This window comes from Clostridium paraputrificum (assembly GCF_900447045.1).
Taxonomy (GTDB): Bacteria; Bacillota; Clostridia; order Clostridiales; family Clostridiaceae; genus Clostridium; species Clostridium paraputrificum.
Genome location: NZ_UAWH01000015.1, coordinates 267981 through 294211, shown reverse-complemented (window position 1 = coordinate 294211; position 26231 = coordinate 267981). Strand labels below are relative to the sequence as shown.

Below are 26231 nucleotides of genomic sequence, written 5' to 3'. Positions count from 1 at the left end.
GCACATAATTACTTTAATATTTGACTAAACTATTGCTATAAAAGTATGTTAGGAGTAGTTATATGAAGATATTTCAAAGTAACCAATGTGATAAATTAAAATCTTGCCTTCTTTGTTATCCTGTTAATTTTAAAATAACTAAGAAAAATAGTCCTTTTTATAATAAAATTAATAACGAACTTATGTTTAGTCAGTACAATAACTTCGTAAATTCATTAAGTAATAACGGAGTAAAAGTTAGTTTTATAGATATAAATAAAAATTTATATCATCAAGTATTCACTCAAGATGTAGGATTTGTAGTTAATGATATTTTATTCCTGTGTAATATGAAGCTTGATGAAAGAAAAAGTGAAATAATATATCTAAAAAAAATATATTAAAGATCATAATTTAAAATATTATTGTTTGGAAAACACAATTGAGGGTGGAGATGTAATTCATTATGACGGAGTACTTTTTGTTGGTATAAGTACAAGAACAACTATAGATGCTTGCAGGGAATTAGAAAAAGTATTAAATAAGATGAATATAGATATGAAGGTAATACCTATTTATTTTGATAATAGTAAAATACATTTAGATTGTGTATTTAATACATTAGATAAAGGAAGTGGAGTTATATCTCCATATGTTTTTGATAGAAAAGTTATTGAAGAATATATACCTAATTTAATAGAAATAAGCAAAGATGATGCAGATGATTTAGGAACTAACTATGTATATTTAGGAGATAAAAAGTTATTAAGTAGTAATAAAAATGTTTCTAAAATTCTTGTGAAAGAAGGATATGAGGTAAGCTATATAGATTACTCAGAAATTATAAAAGGAGATGGAAGTTTAGGTTGTTCCGTTCTCTATCTATTGAGAGAATGAATAAATAGTTGCATGTATCATTATACATGCTTTTAATTTTGAATAAATATTATGAGATAAAAGGACTTTTAATTTTAATGTAGAAATTTATAATTGAGAATACATTAAAGAATATAAAGAGGTAATGACATGAAAGTAGAATTAACATTAATTAATGGAGAAGAAATTAAATTTACAACAAATGAATCAATGGATAGTGGCAGCTATTACATTATAAAAAATGAAACTATGTCAACATTAATGGCTTATTTACAGTCTAAAGAGCCAGATTATTTAAAAATTAAAACAGATAAATGTAGTATTATAATTTATACTGATAAAGTTATGAAAGTACTTATTTACGATTAATCTTATTATTTCCTTTAATTTACTATCACTTTTTCATATATATGAGTACTATAAAATAAGATTATTTTTGTGGAGTAGAATAATGAGTTATTACGTAAAGTCTAAGGATGGTACAAAGCTTTATGTTGAGGATATTAACCAAAACAGCAATAAAACAATAGTGTTTTTACATGGATGGCCTGGAAGTCATGAGCTTTTTGAATATCAGTATGATTATTTTATAAAAGAAGGATATCGGTGTATTGGAATTGATCAAAGAGGATTTGGAAAGTCTGATAAGCCATCAAAGGGTTATGATTATAATACATTAGCAGATGATGTAAAAGAAGTAGTTGAAAAGCTATGCCTAAAAGATATTTGTTTGGTTGGACATTCTACAGGTGGTGCAATTGCCATTAGATATATGGCAAGACATAAAGGATTTAGTGTATCTAAACTAGTTCTTTGTGCAGCAGCGGCACCTAGCTTAATAAGAAGAAAAAATTTCCCTTATGGGATAAAAAAAGATGTTGTTGATAATATAATTAACGGGACATACACAGATAGACCTAAGATGTTAGATGACTTTGGTAAAATATTTTTCTATAGGAAAATAAGTATTCCCTTTGCCACTTGGTTCTTGAACCTTGGTTTAGAAGCAGCAGGATGGGCAACAGCAGAGATTGCTCAAACGTGGATAGATGAATGTTTATTTGAAGATTTTAAGTATATTCATATTCCTACATTGATTCTACAAGGAGTTCATGATCAAGTTGTTTTACCAGAGTTGAGTGAACAGCAAAGTAAACTTATAAAAAATTCTAATCTAATTAAATTTAGAAAGAGTGGCCATGGGCTATTTTATGATGAAAAGGATAGATTTAATAAGGAGCTTAAAACATTTATAGATAGTTAGTTTAAAAAGATATGCAATTTCTTTATTGCGTATCTTTTTTATTTATTGAAAATTATGTTATTATAGTTATAGTTTTATTTATACGGGGTGTGAATATGTTAAAGCTTATAGATGTAGCAAAAGAATTAAATTTAAATTTGAAAATAGTTGTTTCTATTAAGGAATTTGATAAATACAACGCTTTTTTTAATATTTATGGTGAAGATGATGAGCCTTGTAGGAGGTTAGTTATACTAACAAAGGATGAGAATATTGAAGAGGTTTATGATGAAAATCCAGGTGAAGCTATAGTTCCGGGTATGATTGTTGATGATAATATATGGATTAAGGAATATCCTTTAACTACAAATCCAAACAAAATAGATATAGGTGAAATAGAAATTACAGATGAAGTGTACGAAAAAATTAGTGTTTAGAAGTAAAGGGAGTAATTGTATTGTAGTTGCTCTCTTTATGTCTAATATATACTTTATTAATTCTATTATGTGTACAAATTTAGATCTTAAAGAATTGATTTGAATAAATTACAAGAATATAGTATAGAAAGGGAGGGGAATAATGAAAAATAAGATTTATATAGTAGATGCCTTTACAAATGAAGTGTTTAAAGGTAATCCAGCAGGGGTTTGTCCGTTAGAAGCTTGGCCTAGTGATTTAATATTACAAAATATTGCAATGGAAAATAATCTGTCTGAAACTGCATTCTTTGTTAAAGAAGAAAATGGATATAGATTAAGATGGTTTACTCCAGAATATGAAATTGAACTTTGTGGACATGGAACTTTAGCAGCTGCATATGTAATTTTCAATTATTATGAAAAAGATATAAATGAAATACTTTTTAATACTTTAAGTGGAGAGTTAAAGGTAAATAGAGATGAAAATAAAATTATTATGGATTTTCCGCTTTTAGAAGGAAAAAGAAAGGAAATTGATGACAGAGTATTTGAAGCACTAGGAGTTATTCCAATAGATGCTTATGAAGCTAGAGATTTAATGCTAGTATTAAGAGATGAAGAAGATGTTTTATATTTACAACCTAATATGGATATACTAAAGTCGCTAGGATACGATGGAATAATGGTTACTGCTAAAGGTAGGGATTGTGATTTTGTATCTAGATTTTTTGTGCCTAATAGTGTAATAAATGAAGACTCTGTTACAGGTTCTGCTCATTGTACATTAGCTCCATATTGGGCTAAAAGATTAAATAAAACTGATTTGGTTGCTAAACAGCTTTCTAAAAGGGGAGGTACCTTATACTGTATACTAAAGGATAATAGAGTAAATATATCTGGAGAAGCAAAGATATATTTAGAAGGAATAATTGAAATTTAGATAAAAGAGATGGTTGGATGTATTTTCATTATCTGTTATAATTCTCTTAAATGACGACAGAAGGGTGGCAATACATATGAAATATGAATTACTATTATTTGATGCAGATGAAACATTATTTGATTTTAAAATGGCAGAAAAGCAAGCTTTTTTAAAGGCTTTAAAGGATTATAAGTTAGAGTTAGATGAAGAGGAAAGTTTAAAGCTTTATTCTCAAATAAACAAACATATATGGGAAGAGTTTGAAAGGGGAGAAATAACAGCAGATAGATTACGTGTAGAAAGATTTGAGAGATTTTCAAAGAAAGTGGAAGTAGATTTTGATGCTGTAGGCTTTAGTAAAGCATATGCTAAGTTTCTTGGGGAAGGAGCATACCTTTTTGAGGATTCAGTTGAAGTAATAGATTATTTAAGTAAAAAATACAAACTAGCTTTAGTAACTAATGGACTTAAGGATGTTCAAAAAAGTAGAATTAGTAAGACTCCATTAAAGGATTATTTCCAAGAGCTTATAATATCTGATGAGATAAAGATATCAAAACCAGACCCAAGAATATTTGATTACGCCTTAGATAAGCTTGGATATAAGGATAAATCTAGGGTGCTTATGATTGGTGATAGCTTAACTTCAGATATGCAAGGTGGAGTAAATGCAGGTATTGATACATGTTGGTATAATCCAAACCACTTAGAAAATAAGTCTGGTTTAAACTTAACATATGAAATACATTCACTAAAAGAATTAAAAGAAATTTTATAAAAGATATTAGGGGGCAGTATGATTACCTATAGGTTAGGAAAAAAGGGCGATGAGAAAGAGGTTTTAAAGGTTATTGGAGATGCTTTGTCTAAGTATGGATTAGGCCTTGAACCTGATGGGGCAGACTTTGATGTAAGTGATATAGAAAAATATTACTTAAATAATTCAGGCTGGTTTGAAGTAGTATTAGATGATAATAAAATTATAGGTTCTGTTGGCGTATACCATATAAGTGATGATGAGTGTGAACTAAGAAAAATGTATTTACTTGAAGATTATCAAGGAAAAGGTATAGGAAAAAAACTAATGGATGATGCTTTAAAGATGGGAAGGAAGTTAGGTTATAAAGTTATGACTCTACAAACAAACTCACTTTTAAATAAGGCTATTCCGCTTTATGAAAAATCAGGTTTTAAATATAATTCCAGTGAAGTATGCTCAAGATGTGATGTTTCAATGGAAAAAAGGTTGTATTAGTTAACTAGTACAACCTTTATTTTTCTTTAAAGATTTTTACAAATATATAGGAAATAAATTCAAGTATTAAATAAATAACCATATACACATATAGGCTTTTATTAAAATATAAAAGGAAAGTGATATAAATAAAAAATGCCGAAATAATTATTGCTAAATATATGTTATATGAGTTTAATGTTACAAAAACTCCTTGTAGTACTGATACAATAGGATATAGTCCTATTAAAAGAAGTATTGAAATGCCACCAAAAGTATGATATTCCAGTATTAAATATAAAATACTTGATAAGAGTAATATGAAAATTCCAGGAATAAAGTATACTCCCAATTTAATTCTATTCATAAAATCACCTATAAAAATAATTCAAAGTTAGTTTACTCATGAAAAATTGAAAATATACCATTGTATAATTGCCTAGTAAGTGGTATTTTATCTTTAGATAAGAAAAGAAGGATGATTACAATGAATTTCGTAGCAATAGATTTTGAAACAGCAAATGAAAGTAGAAATAGTGCTTGTGCAATTGGAATTACAAAGGTAAAAGGAAATAAAATTGTAAGTACAGAATACCACTTAATAAAACCTCCAGAGATGAGATTTAATGCTCACAATATATGGATTCATGGTATATACCCACAGGATGTAGAAAATGAAATGACATTTGGGGAGTTGTGGCCTAAAATTAAACATTATTTTGATGAAGAATTAGTTGTAGCTCATAATGCTGCCTTTGATTTAAGTGTACTTAGAAGTTTGCTTAATTATTATGGATTTGAATATCCTAATTTACATTATATATGTACTGTTTTACTATCCAAAAATAAGATAAAGGATGTAAGAAATCATAAATTAAATACACTTGCAGAATATGTTGGTCATAAATTTGAACATCATCACGCAGGAGAGGATGCAACAGCTTGTGCTAAAATACTAATCCATATAAGTGAAAATTATGGAATCAAGGATTTACTTTCATTACATATTAATGGAGGCTTAAATATTGGTTCTGTTTATGATAGAGGGTATGAGCCATGTACATCCCTTATAAAACATAAGAATAATGATACAAAGAAAGAAGCTTTAAGCCTATCTCTAAATGAGAATACAGAGTACTTTTTGGATAAAACTGTAGTATTTACTGGTCCACTAGATTCTATGAGAAGAAATGAAGCCTTTAAGATAGTGATGAAATTAGGAGGCATTATAGGAACTAGTGTAACTAAAAAGACAGATGTTTTAATTACAGGCATAAAGGGTAGAGAGTACTTGGATGATATGTATAAATCTACAAAGCTAAAGAAGGCAGAATCTTTAATAAATAATGGTCAAAATATAGATATATTAACTGAAGAGGAATTTTTATCAATAGCAACTAAGGAAGGTATTACTCATTAGGTAATATATTACAAATAGCACCATTCATCAACTATGGATTACCATTCATTTTCCATGTTATCTTATACATGACCTCTAAAAAACAAAAGGAGTGATTAGATGGGAAGAAAAAGAATAATAACCCTATTAGTTACAGGGATGATTTGTACAAGCATTCTTACTGGATGTTCTGTATCAAAGAAGGAAACCAGCGATAATTCCAATGAGGTAGAAATGACGTCTGTTCCTCAAGAAATAAAAGAGGAGAATAAAGAAGTAGTTGATGAACCTAGTGTTAATAGTGATAGTAATGGAAACAAGGTCCAAGTAAACGCTAACAATACAAAAGTTGAAGATAAATCTGCTGTAAAAGATACAAATGAAACAACTAAGACTATTACAAAAGATACAACTAAAAAACCTTCTACAAATGTGACTAAGCCTTCAACAAATAAAACAGAAACAAATACTAAGGTTGAAGCTCCAGTACAAAATAATGGAGATTATTTAGCAAGGGTAGAGGATGAGATTTTCAACGCTACAAATGCAGAGAGACAAAAACAAGGATTACCAGCATTAAAAAGAAATTCAACAGCTAACAGTTATGCTAGAAGTAAATCTTTAGAGATGCTAGATTTAAATTATTTTGATCATAAATCACCCAAGAATGGATATATTCAAGATATTGCCAAGAGAGATGGGTGGAACTATTCAAGAATTGGTGAAAACATATATACTATGACTGGTGGACAAGCTTCTAGTATAAGTGGGGCTTCTATAACAAATAGTTGGATGAACTCAGAAGGGCATAGGAAGAATATTTTAAATAGTGGGTATACTGATATAGGAATAGGTGTTACTTTTAGAAACGGAAAGTTATATGCAACACAAATATTCTATACACCACTTAAATAGTATAAAAATATGATAAGGGTTACATCTTAATTGTTAGATGTAACCCTTTATTTCTATTTAGAAGGAGCAGAAGCAGCTTGGTTGTTTGCTGAAACAATTTGTTCTATCCAAGATGGTCCTGTTGGGTTTGGATGTTTATCTTCAGGAAGATATTGTTCTGCTACTCTCAATAAAGTTAAGAAGTCATACCTATAAGATATAGTTCCATCGCCCCAATGCTCAGATAAGATATCAAAAGCTCGCTTAACATCAGATTTCATATCATTCCATTCAGAATCTGACGGTGTACCATTACCATAGAACTTTCTAAACTCATCAAAATAATTTTCCATTTCGCTCCAAGTTATTTTTGCATCATAAATATTTGAAGTTTCCTTATCCATTTCTTTTATAACATTACTTATATTCTCAATGTGATTTGCAAATCCTGATAATTGGAACTCTGCATTTATGTCATTAGTATTGATAGCTTGTTCTCTATGAGTTGTAAATAAATTTCTTTGTAATAACCCATAAACACCTCTATTATAAGCATTATCAACTAAGACAAATTCAGCCCAAGGATCTTTTGCAGCCTTAATAAATTCATCAAAATTATTATTAGGAATAGCATATAAGAATTCACGTGTCATTGTTAAACTAATATATGAAGTTATAGCTGCATGAACGTAAGATGGATCATCAATATCTCCAGTTTTTAATGTTACATAGTCCTCATGTTCTGCTGTTAATGGTAAATAATCAGGGTATTGTTTCTTTACTTCATTAAAATTACCTTTTTCTTGTTGGAAAGGTCCATCTGGATGTTTCTTTTGAATTGGCCATGACCATTGTTTACCATCTACAGTAACGATATTCTCATTATAACCAGATTCTATTGGAGCAAGACCACAAGTAAAGTTTTCCTTAATTGAAAGGCCAATCATAAAGTTTGGATTTAAGCCAAATAGTTCTGTTCCTGTAGCAAGACCCATTGCTAAGTATTCTGATGGAATCCATACCTTTAATCCACTAACACCATTTATTGGAACAGGCATTGAATTAGGTAACCCTAATTGAATTTGCGTTGGATGAGCTGGATTTGAATACATAAGTTTATTACCCGTGTTACCTTTAACAGTTGTACTATAGTATTCGGCTTCATTTTCTATAAGATCTTTTATATTTAAGTCAGGCTTATTTTTACTCCATGAAGATGGTAATCCTTGATATTCAGGATAAGTTATATTTCCTCTAAATATATTTGGAGTGAATCCACTTGGAGCTTTTGAATCTTTTTTATTCCCTTGAATAACAAATACTCTAGTTGTTTTAGAGGTTAATAATCTTTCATCTTGCTTTAGATTAATAGTTACTTTTCCATTCTCTTGAGTGTAAGAAGCACAATTAGATACAGATGTTATTTCGTTATCTGTTTCAAAGGATAGTCCCCAAGCAGAGAAATCTCTACCATTCCAAATATATGATGGATTTGGATTTGCAATAAATACAGCCCATTCAAATGTATCTTCATCTTCACTTAAAACTGTATATCCAACTGCAGGAAGACCTGAGGCTGATTCAGGTAAAGGAACATCTATAGGTTTTTCATTTTTAGTAACGACATGTGTTACGGACTCTCTAGCTTGAGTAACACCGGCTGAATTAACAAGCTCTGCTGTATAAACGTAAGTTTTATTTGGCTTGTCAGTAAAAGTATATTGAGCTGTTTGGGCTGCTGGAGTATTATTTATTAATGGAACTTCAGCAATTAGGACACCGTTTTCGTAAAGCTTCCATACATCACCATTTACTCCGTACCACATGTTCATTGTAATAGTATAGTTTGGGGATCCATCCCAATCGTTTTTTGAAATTTGGAATGATGTAGGTGCTTCAGTATCTTTTGAAGCAATTAGACTAGTAATTGTTGTGTAAGTAGATTTCTTATTTTCTAATTTATCATTTGTAAGTGCATTTACTGGAATTGCTTGGCTTGTAAGGATTATAGCAGATAATGCAACTGCTATTTTTTTTCTGTTTTTAGGGTTATACCCATTCATTTTTATACCTCCTTTTATAACTTTATAGCAAATATATTCTCGAAAAATATCAATTATTCAAATCTTATTAAGTAAATTTTAAATATTTTTAAGTTAATCTTTTGTTTAAATTAATCACAATATAATGAAATTGAGTCTTGTATGTGGTACTATGCAAGGCTTTTTCTAGTACAGAAGGAGGATTTATATACTTTTTAGAGAATGAAGTAAAAGTAAGTCAATGTAATACTTGGTTTAAACAATAATTATTTGGAAGAATATAAATAAAGAAAATAAAGTATTTAATAATATTTTTGAATAAGGAGGTGTGATATGAAAAAGGGAAGTAAAGTCGCATATTGTTTGATTTTAATAACATTCTTATTATTAACGCCGTTAAAACTTTTTACTGTTAAGATAAATCAGCCAAGTGATCCAACTGTAGCGATAGCAACTACAAGTAAAATAATGTTGAGCAATTATTTTGAAAACAATGAAGAAGATATACATGATTAAGGTGAAAGAGAATGAAATAATAATTCTCTTTCTTTTTTTATGCCGTAATACTCTATATTTAAGTTACTTTTAAGTAAAATGTTGATTTAAAAGAATAAACTAGTTATATTATAAGGTGTAAAGGAGGGCTTTAAGGATGAAGAAAGTAATTGTAATTGGAGCTGGCCCAGCTGGAATGATGGCAGCTATGACTGCTGGTAAAGAACATGAAGTAATTTTATTAGATGGAAATAATAGATTGGGGAAAAAATTATATATAACAGGAAAAGGTCGTTGTAACGTAACAAACGCAAAGGATATTTCAGAGTTTTTTGATTTTATTCCTGGTAATCCTCAATTTTTATATAGCGCACTTTATACATACACAAATGAAGATACAATGAAGTTCTTTGAAGAAGAAGGTATAAAATTAAAGGTTGAAAGAGGGGGAAGAGTATTCCCTAAGTCAGATAAATCTTCTGATATTATAAAAGGCTTATCAAATGGACTAAAGAAGGCTAATGTTAAAATTCTTCTTGAACATAAGGTTACAGATATAATCATGAGTGGCAAGAAGATTAAAGCTGTTGTTGTTAATGGAAACCAAAAAATAGAAGGAGACTATTTTATTATAGCAACTGGAGGAGCTTCTTACCCAGCTACAGGTTCTAGAGGAGAAGGGCAAGTATTTGCTGAGAAGATGGGACATAAAATTGTAGATTTAAAACCTTCCTTAGTTCCTATGGATATAGAAGAAGATTGGGTAAAAGAGCTTATGGGTCTTTCATTAAGAAATGTTAATGTAAAGATTAAAAGAGATAAAAAAGTTGTATATGAAAACCAAGGGGAAATGCTATTTACTCATTTTGGTGTAACAGGACCATTAATATTAAGTGGAAGTAGATTTATTAGAGGTGATCATAAATACATCTTAACTATTGATTTAAAGCCGGCCTTAGATGAAGTAGCTCTTGATAAAAGGGTACAAAAGGACTTCCAAGGTGTATTAAATAAGGCTCTTAAAAACTCTTTAGATGCATTATTACCTCAAAAAATGATTCCAATAATTATTAGGCTTTCTGGAATTGATGAAAATAAGAAGGTAAATGAAATTACAAAGGTTGAAAGAAGAAACCTAGTTAATCTACTTAAAAACTTAACAATGACAATATCAGGGTTAAGACCAATAGATCAAGCAATAGTAACCTCAGGTGGAGTGAGTATTAAGGAAATCGATCCATCTACTATGAAATCTAAAATAGTTGAAAATGGAGCCTTTGCAGGGGAAGTTATGGATGTTGATGCATTTACTGGCGGATATAACGTTCAAATTGCTTTAGCTACAGGATTTCTAGCGGGTTCAAATATTTAACTTGTCTGAAAAGGTAAAAATATATATAATTTAAAGTATGAGTGTTTAAAATGAAAGGAAGAAATAGCTGTGAGAATATCAGTTGCAATAGATGGACCAGCAGGAGCAGGTAAGAGTACAATAGCTAAATTAGTAGCTAAGGAATTTGATTTAATGTATATAAATACAGGAGCAATGTACAGAGCAGTTGCTTTAAAATCTAATGAAAATGGATTAACTCCTGATAAAGTTAATGATATATGTGCATTAATTGAAGGAATGGAAATGGAGTTTGTTAACGATGATTTAGTGTTAAATGGTGTTAACATTCAAAATGAAATAACTGTACCTGAAATTAGTGGAATCGTTTCAGATTATGCTTCTATTCCAGAAGTTAGAGTGAAATTAGTTGAACTTCAAAGGGAAATGTCTAAAAAGTTCAATGTAATTATGGATGGAAGAGACATTGGAACAGTAGTTTTAAAGGAAGCACCTTTTAAATTCTTCTTAACTGCAACTCCAGAGGAGAGAGCAAACAGAAGATTTAAGGAACTTAAAGAAAGAAATATAGACTGCGAATATGAAGTTATTTTAAAAGATATAATAGAAAGAGATTATAAGGATACTCATAGAGAAGTTGATCCACTAAGAAAGGCTGATGACGCCATTGAAGTAGATACAACTGGACTTAATATAATAGAAGTTACAGAAAAGATTAATTCTGTAATTAGTAATAATATTAAGTAAATGAGAAACATATACTTAGGAGTATAGGAAATGAGAGAAATAAAAGTTGCAAAGAGTGCAGGATTCTGCTTTGGAGTAAAGAGAGCAGTTGACGAATCTTTAAAGATACAAAAAGAATTTAATAAAAAAATATATACCTTAGGACCACTAATACATAATAATGATGTGGTTCAGTACCTTGAAAATAATAATATCTTTTCAGTGGCCCTAGAAGAAATTGATAAGTTAAATGAAGGGGATGTAGTAGTAATTAGATCTCACGGAGTATCTAAGGATGTTATTGCAAACCTAGAAGAAAGAGGACTTATTGTAAAGAATGCTACTTGTCCTTATGTGACAAACATTCATAAGAAGGTTGAAAAGTATTCAAATGAAGGATACAACATAGTTATATTAGGTGATGAAAAGCACCCTGAAGTTATAGGTATAAATGGGTGGTGTGATAATAAAGCATTAATTACTAAGGATGGTACTTTACCAGAAAATGTACCAAATAAGATTTGTGCAGTTTCTCAAACAACAGAAAAAGAAGAGAATTGGAAGAAAACTTTAAATAATTTATCTTCAAACACAAAAGAAGTACTTGCATTCAATACAATTTGTAATGCTACAGAAGTAAATCAAAAGAACGCTGATGAATTATCTAAATCTGTTGATGCTATGATTGTAATTGGAGGAAAAAACAGTTCTAATACAACAAAGCTTTATCAAATTGCTAAGAGAAATTGTGAAAATACAATACATATAGAAAATGCTTCTGAATTACCAGAAGAATATATAAATAATAAAAACTTTAAAACAATAGGGATTACCGCTGGTGCATCAACACCAGATTGGATAATTAGGGAGGTTATTAATACTATGCAAGATGAACTAAACAAAATGGATGATCAACTACAATTAATGAATGAACTTGACAGAAGGTTCAAAATTGGTGACGAAGTTGAAGGAGAAATACTTTCAAAAACAAGAGATGAAATATTAGTTTCTCTTGTAGGATATAAGTCAGATGGAGTTATACCATTTAAGGAATTAACTTGTCTTCAAGATCCTTCAAAACTTGCAGAAGAACTAAAAGTTGGAGACAGCATCAAGGCTAAGGTAATTAAACTTAAGAATGATGATAATTACGTTGTTCTTTCAAGATTAGAGTTTGAAAAGAAAGAAGCAATGGAAAAACTAGAAAAGTTATATAATGAAGAAGCAATTTTCGAAGTTAAAATAGACACTGTAATGGAAAAAGGATTAGTAGCTCATTTAAATGGAGTTAGAATATTTATCCCAGCTTCACAAATTGATATTAAATTTGTAAAGAACAAAGAAGAGTTAAAGGGTCAAACTTTAGAAGTTAAGTTAATAGAATTCTCTAAAGAAAATCCTTCTAAAATAGTAGCTTCAAGAAGAGTTATATTAGAAAAAGAAAAGGCTGAAAGAGAAGAAAAAGCTTGGTCAACATTACATCTTGGAGATGTAGTAGAAGCAGAAATAAAGAGATTTACAAACTTTGGTGCTTTTGCTGAAATCAATGGAATAGATGGTCTTATTCACCTTTCAGAAATTTCATGGAACCATGTAAGAAAGCCTGAAGATGTATTAACTAAGGACTCTAAGGTTATGGTTAAGATTATAGATCTTGATAAAGAAACTAACAAGCTATCATTAAGTATAAAACAATTAACTGAAGAACCATGGGCAAAGGTTAATGAAAAATACCCAGAAGGAACTGTTGTTTTAGGTAAGGTAGTTAGATTAAATGACTTTGGTGCTTTTGTTGAATTAGAACCTGGTGTTGATGGATTAGTTCACATATCTAAAATAAGCCATGATAGAGTTGAACATCCTTCACAAGTATTAAAGGTTGGGGAAGAAGTTAAAGCTATGATCTTAGCTGTTGATGCAGAAAAGAAGAGAATTAGCTTAAGTATTAAAGACGTTTAAAATTAGGTAATAAATTAAAAGAACTCCCATATTATATAAGGGAGTTCTTTTCACTATGTTTTATGAGGTATTGTGTTTATGATGGTAATTGAGAAACTAAGTAGTAAAAACACAGAGGAATTTAGGAAATTATTATATGAGGCTAGAAACAAAACCCCTTATAGATTGAATTTTTATAAATATTATGATAATCAATCCTTTATAGTAAAATATTTTGTAAAAAAGTATGTAAAGCTTATAAAATACAAGGACAAATATGTTGGGTATATGTGGACAGATGTTTCAACATCTCAATCAACCAAAATATCTGACATGTATTTAAAGGAAGAGTATATACACTTTTTTAATGAAAAGGTTCTTTCAATATTTAAAAGTAGCTTAGTAATATATGAGGGTTATGAAGATGCATATACAAAATATTTAATTAATACTATGAAAATGAATAAAATTAGGGTTACTAACCTTATGAAGCTTAATCTTAAAGACTTTAATCCTAAAAGAAGGGGAACTAATGCAACATTTAGTCTATGCGATGCAGGAAAAGATGATGAAATTAGATGTAAATTGCAAAATGAAATTTTCAATGAAGATAATAGAACCCCTCTTACAGTAGATGATATAAAGTATGATATAAAACAAGAATACTATTTAAAGGACTTATGTGTTTTTATAAAGGTTAAAAACAAAATAATTGGATATGGTCAAATAATTTATAATAGGGATATAAATCTTATTGTTAACTTTGGAATAGTTAATGGCTATAGAAATGAAGGCTATGGGAAAGATCTATTAATTAAGCTTCTAGATATGGCAAAGGGAGCAAATATAAAAGATATTTATATAAGGGTAGATCATAATAACTTTCATGCAAAAAAATTATATAGCAGTGTAGGATTTAAGGAGATTGGTGACTTTTGCTCATGGCTTTGGGCAAAGGATCTTATTTAATTTACTAAAGAAAAGGTGTTTCTATGAAACTAGAAAATAAGTTTACTTTGTTAATTATATTTTTAATTAGTGGAACTATATTAATTATATCTTTTTTTTCTTATGAAATGATAAAGGGAAGAATTGAAGAAGATATTGGAGCAAGGCTCCTAGATACAGGTAGGGTTGTTTCATCAGTACCATTAGTACAAGAAACCTTGGCAAATAAGGAAATAAGTACAATGAAGGTTCAAAATTTTATTGAAAACTTAAGATTAAAAACAAAAGTTTTATTTATTGTAGTTATGGATATGGATGGTATAAGATATTCACATCCTATACCTGCAAATATAGGACTTAAATTTGGACAGAACGACAAGTATAGGGTACTTGAATATGGTGAATCCTATGTGTCAAAGGAAACAGGAAGTCTAGGACCTTCTATACGATCATTTGTTCCTGTCTATTATGAGGGGGAACAAGTAGGGGCAGTATCTGTTGGTATTTTAGCAGGTGATATGCTATACGAAATGAAAAAGTATACAAATAAAATATTGCCTATGCTTTTCTTTACTTTAATGGTATCTATTTTAGGAGCTAGAATACTAGCAAGAAATATAAAAAAAGCTATATTTGGTCTTGAACCAAATCAAATTGCATTACTTCTTTTTGAAAGAGAGTCCATAATTAATAATGTTCATGATGGACTTATTGCTATAAATATAACTGTCGATGTTAGACTGATGAATACAAGGGCACAGGAAATCCTAAAAATTAATTCTAGGGCTCAGGTCCCTAGTGTAATTCTAGATAACCTAATGGAAACTATGTATAGAAGGTCTAGAGTTTTTAATAAAGAAATTAGAATTGACGATAACATTATTATGGCTAATTTTTACACAATTTTTGGTGATTCAGGAAATGTAGAAGGTGGAATAGCCAGCATTCAAGATATGACTATAGTTACAAATATGGCAGAAGAACTAACTGGGGTTAAGGAGCTATTTTGGAACTTAAGAGCTCAAAATCACGAATTCATGAATAAATTACATACAATAGCAGGCCTTATTCAATTAGAGGAGAATGATAAGGCTATTGAATACATATTTAACACCACTTCAAAGAGAGGGTTAATTACTGATTCATTAAGAAATATTAAAGAAGTTTCTATTCAAGGGCTTATTTTTGCAAAATATAATAGAGCAGATGAAGCCAAGATTAAATTTGAAGTGGATGAAAAAAGTAACTTTAAGGAGATACCTAGGGGGCTTTCATTAAATGAATTACTAATTATTATAGGTAACTTAATACAAAACTCCATTGAGGAAGTATCTAAAAAGGATGAAGGATATATTTTTGTTGGTATATATCAAGACAAAAATATAAAAATTCTTGTGAAGAATAATGGAGCAATGATTGATGAAGAAGGAAAAGAAAAGTTATTTACTAGAGGATATTCTACAAAAGGAGACTTTAGGGGCATGGGTCTTTATAATATAAAAGAGATTGTAGAAGCAAATGGTGGAACCATAAATTTAATTTCAGATGAAAATGAAACCATATGGGATATAGTAATTTAATGGAGGATTTACAAATGATAAAAGTTATGATTATTGAAGATGATCCTATGGTTAGGTCTATTAATATTCAATTTTTAAATAAGATATCAGGTATTAAGCTTGTAAAAGAATGTGGAAGAATAGAAGAGGCTAAAAAGTCTATTGTAGAATTAAGGGATGAGATAGATTTAGTCTTAATTGATATTTTCTTACCTGATGGAAACGGTATAGATTTTCTAAAGTGGACAAGAAATGAGAATATTACTGTAGATGCAATTTTAATTACTGCAGATAGAAGTAAAGAGGCAGTAAGAGATGCATTTAAGTATGGAGCTATGGATTATTTAATTAAGCCCTTTAGATTTGATAGACTTAAGGAAGCCTTAGAAAAGTATAAGGTCATTAAGAAGGAACTCTATACTATGGATGAATTAGATCAGGAGCATATAGATAATTTTATGCTTAGCAAAACTATAAAGTGTAGTGAATCATCTATGCCTAAGGGGATAAATATTAAAACCTATGAAAGTATTATTAATTTTCTCTATGAGAATCCAAATGAAAAATTAACTTCTGAAGAAATTGCTGATAAAATAGGACTTTCAAGAGTTACAGTAAGAAGATATTTAGAGAAGTTATATGAGGAAAACAAGGTAGATAAGATTTGTGAATATGGAAAGATAGGAAGACCTACTAATTATTATATGTTATTAAATTCATGAACAAAATGAACAAAATAAACAATAAGACCAAATTATTGCTGTAAAGATATATCCCCCTTATACTTTTAATTGTTGAATGAAAACAATTTAGTTATAAGGGGGATAAACTTATGAAGAAAAAGGTGCTTGCATTAGTGTTAAGTGCACTTATAGCAATTCCAACATTCGGTATGATAGGATGTGGAAGTAAAAGCGAAACAGCTGATATTGTTGTAATTGGAGCAGGTGGAGCAGGGTTATCTGCAGCTGTTCAAGCAAAACAAGAAGGTGTAAATAAGGTAGTTCTTTTAGAAAAGATGCCTATAGTAGGTGGTAACACTAACAGAGCTACAGGTGGATTAAATGCTGCTGAAACTGACCAACAAAAAGCTAAAGAAATTGAAGATAGCATAGAGCAAATGATTAAAGATACTATGAAGGGTGGATATGATAAAAACAATCCTGAATTAGTAGAAAAGCTAGCAAATGAAGCTAAGGATGCAGTTAAATGGTTAACTGATATTGGAGCTGACCTTTCAGATGTTGGTAAGATGGCAGGTTCAACAAATTATAGAACTCACAGACCAACTGGAGGAGCAGCGGTAGGTGCTCACTTAGTAGATACTTTAAAAGTAGCTGCTGATAAGGAAAAGGTAGACTTAAGATTATGGAATGAAGCTAAAGAAATAATCCTTGATAAAGATGGAAACGTTGAAGGGGTTAAGGCTACAGATAAAGAAGGTAAGGAATATACAATTAAAGCTAAGGCAGTTGTAATTGCTGCTGGTGGATTCTCTGCAAACCAAGAAATGGTAGTTCAAAAGAAGGCTGACCTTAAAGGATTTGCTACAACTAACCATAATGGTGCTACTGGTGATGGTATAAAACTTGCAGAAGCAGTTAATGCAGATTTTGTTGATATGGCAGAAATTCAAACTCACCCAACAGTTGTTCCTGATAAAGCAGTAATGGTTACTGAAGCTGTTAGAGGAAATGGTGCAATATTATTAAATAAATCAGGTAAGAGATTTATAAATGAATTATTAACTAGAGATGTTGTTTCTAAAGCTATATTAGAACAAGATGATAAGGTTGCTTACCTTTTCTTTGATGAAGGTTTAAGAAAGAGCTTAAAGGCTACAGAAGAATACTTCAACATGGGACTTGTTACAGAAGCAGATTCTGTTGAAGAATTAGCTGAAAAGCTAGGAATAGACAAGGCAACTATGAAAGCTTCAGTAGATACATATAACAAGGCAGTATCTTCAAAGGTTGATAGTGAATTTGGAAGAGAAGATTTACCAAGACAATTAAACCAAGGTAAGGTTTATGCAATTCCTGTAACTCCAGCTGTTCACCATACAATGGGTGGAATTAAGATAAATACAAATGCTGAAGTTATAAACAAAGATGGAAATGTAATTAAAGGATTATTTGCTGCAGGTGAAGTTACTGGTGGAGTACATGGTGGTAACAGACTTGGTGGTAATGCTTTAGCTGATATTGTTGTATATGGAAGAGTTGCAGGTAAGAATGCTGCTGCTTTAGTAAAATAGTAAGGAGAAATAGATATGAAGAAGAGATTAGTTTCATTAATAGCTACAGCTATATTAACAGCTGGTGTTCTTGTTGGATGTGGAGGTGGAAAGTATACAGATGGTACTTACACTGGTGAAGCTCAAGGAACTTCAGGAACAATTAAGGTTGAAGTTAATGTTGAAAAAGGTAAAATTTCTACTGTTGAAGTAGTTGAACATAAAGAAACAAAGACACTAATTGATGGAGTTAAGGATAATATGATTCCAGAAATTATTGAAAAGCAAGGAACTGAAGGCGTTGAAGCTGTAAGTGGTGCTACAAATTCCTCAAAGGGTGTTTTAGAAGCAGTAAATAAGGCACTTGAAGGAGCAACTAAGTAATTAAAATTCACAAATCCCTTTATTCAAATATTGGAGCTGACTTTATGGTCAGTTCCTTTTTATATTTTTATTTGACTTACTCTTATCTTTATGGTTAATAGAAAATACTAAAAACTCTGACAAGCAGAGTTTTTTTATAACTATCTATTCAAATTTGTTTTGAATAAGATACCCCAGTTTTACACCATGTTGCAAAATGTTCACAGTTATTTGCAAATAGGCTATAACGCCTTTCTCCAATTCTAGATAGAGCTCTTTTTACCGTCTCTTTACCATTAAATCCATTAGGGAAAACACAAACTTCATATCCCATAGAACCATTTAAGAATTTTCTTAAACTTGTTGCATGAATACATACATTTCTACCAAAATCTCCACCAAAGGATGCATAATGAATTACTGTATTATCACTTATATATACACCATAATGTCTATATAGCCCCCTATTTACACTTATAATATCACCAAAATTAGCTCTTTTCTTTTGAAAAAAGTAGTTAATATTCTTCATTTTCTCACCAACTTTTTATTTGTTCTACAAGTAAAGAATAAGAGGTTTACTAAGTAATTGGCGAATCTTGTAATATATAATATGCAATTTACATATTTGGGGTTATTGTTATTGTTAAAAAAAGTGTATGATAGTATAATTATTTTGTAAAGAAAGGGTGATTGTATGGGTATTTTTGGTAAAAAAGAATCTTGCATGGTATGCAATAAGGTAGGGGCTAAAATTGCCATATTTAATGGATTCATTTGTAAAGAATGTTATGATAAAAGTTATGACTATTTAAGTAATAGTGTAGATATTTCACAAAGAAGAGTAAGAGAGATAGAAGATGCAATCTCAAAATACGTTTTGAATCAAGAGGAATTAAATAAATTTAAAGGAACTAAGAAGATTGGAACATACATAGAGATAGATGAAGAAAATCAGATGTTCCAAGTACTAGATAGTTTTGGTAAACATATTAAAGATGCAGTGGTATATAGATATGGTGATATAACAAGATTTGAATTAGTTGAAGATGGTTTTGTTATTAATAAAGGTGGTTTAGGGCAACCTCCACTTGAAAATATAAATGGACAAACTACTAATGCTTTTGTAAATAGCTTAAAGCTAAGACTATATTCCTCTAATAAAAACAAGGGAAATAAAGAGATAAAAATTGTAGCTAGTGAACTAAATATACATTCAAATTTATATAACTCTATTTATGGTACTGTAAAAGAGCTTATGCAATTTCTTGAGATTACAATAAATTCAGAAAACAATTCTTTATATTCTTCTTCAGATGATAATGATCTTAGTAATGAATTATCTACAGTAGACGAGATTTTAAAGATACAGGAATTGCTTGATTCAGGGGTAATAACACAAGATGAATTTGATAAGATTCAAAGTAGACTATTAGGGTTTTAATAGGGGATTGAGGGGTAAATATGGACATTGCTTTAAAATTTATAGGCTTTTTGTTAGTTATATGGAGTATATTGGGGATATTTTTTACAGGTTCTTATGCCTTAATTTTTACGCCTATTTGTTTAGGATTAGGATTCTTATTAATGGGACAAAGCGATATAATTTATGAACTAAGATTGCTAAATAAGAAAAAGACTCAAGATTAACCTTGGGTCTTTTATTTTTGGATAAAATATATACCTATAAATATGAAATTTTAGGTAATACTATTCTTATAACTAAGTTTAGGAAGTGGTAATAATATGTCTAAAAAAACACAGATTGCGGTGGCATTGGCTGTTACTTTACCCTTAATACTAGAGGAACCAATAGCTTTTTGGGGATTGCTTGCTTCAATTGTGCCTGACTTATCTCAAATATTAATTAAAAGAAAATCATTAACACATTCACTTATATTTTTAGTTTTAAGTACTTTACTGGTTGCTATTATAAATTTAAACATAGCTATAGTTTGGTGTATAAATTATATGTTACATATATTTCTTGATTGTTTCACTACAGAAGGTGTTCAATTTTTTTATCCAAGTAAAAAAATATATGGTGTAAGAATAATAGAAAGTAATAAAAAAGATGATGTATTTATAGGTATATGTGCACTGGCAGTTATATTTATACTATTAATAGTGGGGTATTAAAGTAATAAGAACTCTAAAATTTAGAGTTCTTATTTTTGTTTCTAAATTTCAAAAAAATCAAAAGTTAACAAGTTTAACTAATTAGTGCAAATACGAATAAGGCAACAGGTTATAAACTGGAACTGTATAAATATGTAAATAAGTTTATCTATGATTATTTACATGGATGACAGGAGGGATGTAAATAGGGGAATTGAGAAGGTATTGTATTAATAAAAAACTGGATAAGACTAAAAAGAAAGGAAGGTAAGTATGAAATTTAAGCGTATCATTAATAGTTTACTTAGTGCCGCTATGATAGTGAATTTAATTCCATTTAATGCAATGACAGTTTCAGCTAAAACTTCACCTAACGTAAATTTGGCATTAAACAAGAATGTAATTGCAAGTGCTGAGTACAGTACCATGCCTGCTAGCAATTTAACAGATGAAGATGAGGGGTCTAGATGGTCATCAGAAAGTAAACCAGTTCAGTGGGCATATGTTGATTTAGGTCAGGAAGAAGAGTTAAATTATTTTCGAATGATCTGGGAAAGCAATGAAAATTATGCCTCAAGCTATAATATTTATGTATCTAATGATATTAACAATTGGGGGGACCCAGTAGCTGTACAAGCAGGTAATACTACAAAAATATCTGAAAATTTATTAGAAGAATCTGTAAAAGGAAGATATGTAAAGTTAGAAGTAACTGAACAAAAGGGCTATCCTAACGTTTCTTGCAGTGATTTTAAAGTAATGTTAAAAGATTCATCTATGCCTGATGAGCAAGATCCATCAGAAAATATTGCTTTAGGAAAAGAAGTTTTTGTTAGTGATTCTGAAACAAGTTCTTTAAGTGGAGATAAAGCTGTTGATGGTGATACTACATCAAAAGGATCTCGTTGGTCTGCAACTGGAAAGCCAGCTTGGATTTATGTAGATTTAGGTAAAAAACAAGATATAAAAACAATTAATTTATTTTGGGAAAGAAGAAATGCTACAAAGTATGAAATACAAATAGCTGACACATTAAGTAACCCTATGAATGATAATGACTGGAAAACAGTACAAAGTTTCACTGAAAATCCATATAGAAAGGATCAAAAAATCATTCTAGATAAAGTATATAATGCAAGATATGTAAGATTATATATCAATGAATATACTGCAGATGATCCTGATGGAATTGTTACATGGAATTCTGTTTCACTTTATGAAATGGAGGTTTATGGGGGAGATACTAAAAAAAGCATCTCTGATATTGTAAATTCTATTAATATTGAATCTCCTAAGAAAGGTGATAAAAAGCTAGATATTTCTAATTTACCAAATGAAGATGGTTTTATTGTTGAATATAATGGTACTGATTATGAACAAGTAATTGGTGAAGATTTAACAATTTATGAACCTATAACTGATGTTACTGTAAACGTCTCATTTAAAGTTACTAATGAAGAGACTAAAGAGTACAAGTTCAAAGAATGCGCTATAAAAGTTCCTGGTAAATATACAAATGAAGAATGGGATAATGCTTCTCCAGTTGTAATTCCTGAACTTCGTGAATGGAAAGGAAGCAAAGGAAACTTTACAATTTCAAATTCGTCTAGAATTATTGTTCCTTCAGAACTTAAAGAAATGGCTGAAACTTTTGCTGAAGATTATAAGGCAATGAGCGGTAAAACATTAAAGGTAGTTTCAGGAGTAACACCTAAGGCTGGAGATATTTCCTTTACTTTAACAAAGGATCAATCTAAAGGTTTACAAGATGAAGGATATTTAATGGATATTTCAGATTATATTACAGTTGAAGCTGAAACAGAAACAGGTTCTTTTTGGGCAACAAGAACAATATTACAGATCTTAAAACAAAATAATAATATTACAATTCCAAAAGGAGTTACAAGAGATTATCCACTATACGAAGTAAGAGGATTTATTCTTGATGTAGGTCGTAAGACATTTACTATGGATTATTTAGAACAAATAGTAAAGGAAATGTCATGGTATAAATTAAATGATTTCCAAGTTCATTTAAATGATAACCTAATTCCGTTAGAAAACTATTCTTCTGCTGGTAAAGATCCAATGGAAGCTTATTCTGCATTCCGTTTAGAGTCTGACATAAAAGAGGGCGGTAATAACGGATTAAACAAAGCTGATTTAACAAGCACAGATATGTTTTATACTAAAAATGAATTTAATGAATTCATTAAAACTTCAAGAATATATGGGGTTAATATTGTTCCTGAAATAGATACTCCTGCTCACTCTCTTGCACTAACTAAAGTACGTCCTGATCTACGTCACGGAACATGGGGACGTGATAATGATCACCTTGCTTTAAAAACAAAATATGATGAATGCTTAGAGTTTGTTAAGAGTATTTTTGATGAATACATGATGGGTGAAGACCCAGTATTTGATGACCAGACGATCATTCATGTAGGAGCAGATGAATATAATGCAGATAAAGAATCCTACAGAAAATTTGCAGATGATATTTTAGAGTATGTTCAAGATACAGGAAGAACTGCACGTATATGGGGAAGCTTATCTCAATGTAGAGGTACAACTCCTGTAAGAAGTGAAAACGTACAAATGAATTTATGGAACTTTGGTTATGCTAACATGGATGAAATGTACGAACAAGGCTTTGATTTAATTAACTGTAATGATGGTAACTACTATATTGTTCCTAACGCAGGGTATTATTATGATTATTTAAATGATAATACTATGTATAACCTACCAATTAATTCTATTGGTGGTGTTACTATTCCTGCTGGTGATGATCAAATGATTGGTGGTGCATTTGCTGTATGGAATGATATGACTGACTATCTTGATAATGGTGTAAGTGAATATGATGTTTATGATCGTATTGGTGTAGCAATGCCATTATTTGCTGCAAAACTATGGGGTAAAAATGACTTATCATTAGATGAAGCAAAAGAAAAAATTAATGAAATTGGAGAAGACCCTAGAGTAAACTTTGATTATGATGTAGAAACAAAATCTGAAAATATTGCACAATATAATATGGACGATTTAAAAGATTCATCATCTAATGGATATAATTTAACTTTAGGAAGTAATGCAGAAATTAAAGAAAAAGATGGTAAAAACGTTTTAGAGTTAAAAGGTAATGAAAGCTACGTTCAATCTAAGTTAAACACAGTAGGATTGAATAATGATTTACGTGTAAAGGTTAAGCGTACTTCAAGTAGTAAAGAAGAACAAATTTTATTTGAATCAGAATACGGTTCTATAAAAGCAGTTCAAAAGAATACTGGAAAAGTTGGTTTCTCAAGAGAAAATTATGATTATTCATTTAATTATGACCTACCTGTAAATGAATGGGTAGAATTAGAATTTAAGAATGAGTTAAATCAAATTTCTTTATATGTAAATGGAAACTTAGTGGATACCTTAGGTGATGGAGAAAAGGTAGAAGGAAGACCATTACTTGCAACTAATATGTTCCCTATGCAATATATTGGAAGTAAAACTAAATCATTTATAGGATATGTAGATGATATAAGATTAGCTAAAAATGCAGAATATGCTTCCACTATGGAATTAGATTATGCAGTATGGAATGCTAGTGAATATTTAAAAGAAAATAAAAACCATAAACTAAGTGCATTAATAAAGGATTCAAAGAAGATATTTACTAAATATAAACCAACATCACAAGAAATTAGCGAAAAAGCTAATGAAATTAATGCAATATTAAAGGATTTAGATTTTGAAAAAGCTGATTATTCTAGAGTAAATGCATATTTATCTTTAATTCCAGAAGACTTATCTTCATATACAGAAGAAAGTGTAAATGTATTGTTATTTGTAAAGAATAGCATTAGAGGAGACTTACCAGCTTCATTACAATCTACAGTAGATGGATACGAAAAATCATTAGCATCTGCATTAAACGGATTGGTAGCAAAACCTATAAAAAATGTTAATTATATTGATAATTCAATAATTAAAGCTACAGCTTCTAGTTATCAAAAAGATGGATCTGATCCTAAAAATGTATTAGATGATAACACTGGAACTATGTGGCATACAGACTGGAATGTAACTACAATGCCTCATTGGATTGACCTTGAAATGGACGAGCCAACTAAAGTAAATGGATTGACATATGTTCCTCGTCAAAGTGGACTTAATGGAACTATTACTAAATACGAGATTCAAGTAAGTGATGATGGTGTTAACTATACAAAGGTTAAGGAAGGAACCCTGGCAAGAAATTCTGAAGCAAAAATTATTGAGTTTGATGCAGTTACAACTAAACATGTAAGATTAGTTGCACTAGAAGCAGTAAATAATAATGGAACAGCTTCTGAAATTAAATTGTATGCAGTGGATGTAAAAGCAGATCTTGAAGGTTTAAATAAACTTATTGCTCAAGCTTCAGCTATTGAAGATCAAGGATTTACAGTAGATTCTTGGAAAACTCTTCAAGATAAGATTGTAGAGGCAAAAGCTTTAGTAGATTCAGAAGAACCAAATGCAAATGATGTTGAAATTATGAAAACAGAATTATCAGTTGCAATGGTTAGTTTAATATTAGAAGACAACACAGTTGAAGTGGATAAATCTCAATTAGAGGATCTATATAATAAGGTTAAGTCCCTAGAAAAGGATGATTATACTGAGGAGAGCTGGAGTTTATTTATCAAAGCATTAGAAAAGGCAAAAAGCGTGTTAAATGATGATTTAGCTACGCAAGAAGCAATTAATAATGCATTCAATGAGTTAACTGATGCTTACGATAAGCTTGTTAAAACAACACCAGAAGAAGAAATCTCAAAAGATGATTTACAAGCTTTCTTAAATAAAATAGAAGGCTTGGATACCTCTAAATATACACAAGCTTCCCTTAAAGTATTTGAGAATGCTGTTAAAAATGCTCAATTGGTATTAGATAATACTAATGCTTCAAAAGAAGAAATTGAAGCAGCATATAATAATCTTGCAGATGCATTATCTAAGCTTGAAGTAAAAGTGGATAAAACTAGACTAATAAAGTTATATAATAAACTTATTAAATTAGAAAAGGGAAATTATACAGATGGAAGCTGGAATAACCTAAAAAATGCTTTAGATTCTGCAAAAACTGTTATTGAAAATAAAGATGCCACAACAGAAGAAGTTGAAAAGGCAATAGAAGAATTGGAAAATGCATTTAACAATTTAAAACAAATAGAAGGACAAAGTATAGCTACTGGAGATAATGCAAATATAGGTTTATGGTTTGCACTTTTAGTTATATCTGTAGCAGGAGCTTGTTTTGTAGTATTAAAAAAAGAAAATAAAATAAGTTAAAATTTAAATAGCTGTATATCTATACTCTGATATACAGTGATTTTTTTTCATAACCATTAATAATAATACAATTAAAGTCACTATCTCCTATTATAAAAAAATAACAACTCTTTATTTTATGCAATAAATTTGTTATAATACATTAGAAATTT

25 protein-coding genes are annotated in these 26231 nt (G+C 29.9%); 23 read left to right on the top strand and 2 right to left on the bottom strand.

From position 1 onward, the window contains the following. Positions 1-62: 62 nt before the first annotated feature. The 10 genes from DR024_RS18165 to DR024_RS12870 all read left to right on the top strand — a co-directional run bounded on the left by DR024_RS18165 (position 63) and on the right by DR024_RS12870 (position 6987). Positions 63-383: an arginine deiminase-related protein gene (locus DR024_RS18165; RefSeq protein WP_111918968.1), complete on the top strand. Its 321-nt coding sequence runs from the start codon at positions 63-65 to the stop codon at positions 381-383. A gap of 25 nt (positions 384-408) precedes the next feature. Beyond that, positions 409-876 carry an arginine deiminase family protein gene (locus tag DR024_RS12915; RefSeq protein WP_172458952.1) on the top strand — a complete coding sequence of 156 codons (468 nt, stop codon included), beginning with the start codon at positions 409-411 and terminating at the stop codon, positions 874-876. 129 nt (positions 877-1005) lie between these two features. Next, positions 1006-1224 (top strand): hypothetical protein, encoded by a 219-nt coding sequence (locus tag DR024_RS12910; RefSeq protein ID WP_027097832.1) that lies wholly within the window; start codon positions 1006-1008, stop codon positions 1222-1224. Positions 1225-1306: 82 nt separating this feature from the next. Beyond that, positions 1307-2119: an alpha/beta fold hydrolase gene (locus DR024_RS12905; RefSeq protein ID WP_055184143.1), complete on the top strand. Its 813-nt coding sequence runs from the start codon at positions 1307-1309 to the stop codon at positions 2117-2119. 95 nt (positions 2120-2214) lie between these two features. Next, a complete protein-coding gene (locus DR024_RS12900) occupies positions 2215-2535 on the top strand; it encodes a hypothetical protein (protein ID WP_055184144.1) in 321 nt (106 codons plus the stop codon). Positions 2536-2677: 142 nt separating this feature from the next. After that, positions 2678-3457, top strand: coding sequence for a PhzF family phenazine biosynthesis protein (locus DR024_RS12895; protein WP_027097838.1), 780 nt, complete (start codon positions 2678-2680; stop codon positions 3455-3457). 76 nt (positions 3458-3533) lie between these two features. Beyond that, entirely contained in the window at positions 3534-4217 is a 684-nt protein-coding gene (locus DR024_RS12890) for a YjjG family noncanonical pyrimidine nucleotidase (RefSeq protein WP_055184145.1), read from the top strand. An 18-nt stretch (positions 4218-4235) separates the two neighbouring features. Continuing rightward, positions 4236-4694 carry a GNAT family N-acetyltransferase gene (locus DR024_RS12885; protein ID WP_027097840.1) on the top strand — a complete coding sequence of 153 codons (459 nt, stop codon included), beginning with the start codon at positions 4236-4238 and terminating at the stop codon, positions 4692-4694. A 466-nt stretch (positions 4695-5160) separates the two neighbouring features. Further along, on the top strand, positions 5161-6093 hold the full coding sequence (locus DR024_RS12875; protein ID WP_027097842.1) for an exonuclease domain-containing protein: 933 nt from the start codon (positions 5161-5163) through the stop codon (positions 6091-6093). Between the two features lie 99 nt (positions 6094-6192). Then, on the top strand, positions 6193-6987 hold the full coding sequence (locus DR024_RS12870; RefSeq protein WP_051195922.1) for a CAP domain-containing protein: 795 nt from the start codon (positions 6193-6195) through the stop codon (positions 6985-6987). Positions 6988-7040: 53 nt separating this feature from the next. Here DR024_RS12870 and DR024_RS12865 read toward each other — a convergent pair whose 3' ends face one another. Beyond that, positions 7041-9029, bottom strand: a complete 1989-nt coding sequence (locus tag DR024_RS12865; RefSeq protein WP_111918964.1) for an early set domain-containing protein — start codon at positions 9027-9029, stop codon at positions 7041-7043. Between the two features lie 312 nt (positions 9030-9341). Between DR024_RS12865 and DR024_RS12860 the strand changes: the two genes are divergently transcribed. The 9 genes from DR024_RS12860 to DR024_RS18060 all read left to right on the top strand — a co-directional run bounded on the left by DR024_RS12860 (position 9342) and on the right by DR024_RS18060 (position 18645). Continuing rightward, on the top strand, positions 9342-9524 hold the full coding sequence (locus DR024_RS12860) for a hypothetical protein (protein ID WP_049178762.1): 183 nt from the start codon (positions 9342-9344) through the stop codon (positions 9522-9524). 136 nt (positions 9525-9660) lie between these two features. Next, the gene (locus tag DR024_RS12855) at positions 9661-10875 is read left to right on the top strand and encodes a BaiN/RdsA family NAD(P)/FAD-dependent oxidoreductase (RefSeq protein ID WP_111918962.1); all 1215 of its coding nucleotides are present in this window, start codon (positions 9661-9663) and stop codon (positions 10873-10875) included. A gap of 69 nt (positions 10876-10944) precedes the next feature. Continuing rightward, complete coding sequence (cmk, locus tag DR024_RS12850; protein ID WP_049178758.1) at positions 10945-11601, top strand: (d)CMP kinase; 657 nt, start codon at positions 10945-10947, stop codon at positions 11599-11601. A 30-nt stretch (positions 11602-11631) separates the two neighbouring features. Continuing rightward, on the top strand, positions 11632-13539 hold the full coding sequence (locus DR024_RS12845; protein WP_099327467.1) for a bifunctional 4-hydroxy-3-methylbut-2-enyl diphosphate reductase/30S ribosomal protein S1: 1908 nt from the start codon (positions 11632-11634) through the stop codon (positions 13537-13539). Positions 13540-13617: 78 nt separating this feature from the next. Continuing rightward, positions 13618-14487, top strand: a complete 870-nt coding sequence (locus tag DR024_RS12840) for a GNAT family N-acetyltransferase (protein ID WP_111918960.1) — start codon at positions 13618-13620, stop codon at positions 14485-14487. A 23-nt stretch (positions 14488-14510) separates the two neighbouring features. After that, the gene (locus DR024_RS12835) at positions 14511-16046 is read left to right on the top strand and encodes an ATP-binding protein (RefSeq protein WP_111918958.1); all 1536 of its coding nucleotides are present in this window, start codon (positions 14511-14513) and stop codon (positions 16044-16046) included. 14 nt (positions 16047-16060) lie between these two features. Then, positions 16061-16747 (top strand): response regulator, encoded by a 687-nt coding sequence (locus tag DR024_RS12830; RefSeq protein ID WP_242983110.1) that lies wholly within the window; start codon positions 16061-16063, stop codon positions 16745-16747. Between the two features lie 110 nt (positions 16748-16857). Further along, positions 16858-18282, top strand: coding sequence for a flavocytochrome c (locus tag DR024_RS12825; RefSeq protein WP_027097850.1), 1425 nt, complete (start codon positions 16858-16860; stop codon positions 18280-18282). A gap of 15 nt (positions 18283-18297) precedes the next feature. Next, complete coding sequence (locus DR024_RS18060; protein ID WP_027097851.1) at positions 18298-18645, top strand: FMN-binding protein; 348 nt, start codon at positions 18298-18300, stop codon at positions 18643-18645. Positions 18646-18793: 148 nt separating this feature from the next. On the opposite strand, the gene DR024_RS12820 is transcribed toward DR024_RS18060, so the two are convergent. Continuing rightward, on the bottom strand, positions 18794-19156 hold the full coding sequence (locus DR024_RS12820) for a lecithin retinol acyltransferase family protein (protein ID WP_099313390.1): 363 nt from the start codon (positions 19154-19156) through the stop codon (positions 18794-18796). A 165-nt stretch (positions 19157-19321) separates the two neighbouring features. Here DR024_RS12820 and DR024_RS12815 point away from each other — a divergent pair, with 165 nt between their 5' ends. The 4 genes from DR024_RS12815 to DR024_RS12800 all read left to right on the top strand — a co-directional run bounded on the left by DR024_RS12815 (position 19322) and on the right by DR024_RS12800 (position 26079). Next, positions 19322-20068 (top strand): SHOCT domain-containing protein, encoded by a 747-nt coding sequence (locus DR024_RS12815; protein ID WP_111918956.1) that lies wholly within the window; start codon positions 19322-19324, stop codon positions 20066-20068. A gap of 20 nt (positions 20069-20088) precedes the next feature. Next, complete coding sequence (locus tag DR024_RS12810; RefSeq protein ID WP_111918954.1) at positions 20089-20274, top strand: hypothetical protein; 186 nt, start codon at positions 20089-20091, stop codon at positions 20272-20274. Positions 20275-20370: 96 nt separating this feature from the next. After that, positions 20371-20763, top strand: a complete 393-nt coding sequence (locus tag DR024_RS12805; protein ID WP_027097854.1) for a metal-dependent hydrolase — start codon at positions 20371-20373, stop codon at positions 20761-20763. A gap of 252 nt (positions 20764-21015) precedes the next feature. Further along, complete coding sequence (locus tag DR024_RS12800) at positions 21016-26079, top strand: discoidin domain-containing protein (RefSeq protein ID WP_111918952.1); 5064 nt, start codon at positions 21016-21018, stop codon at positions 26077-26079. Positions 26080-26231: the final 152 nt, after the last annotated feature.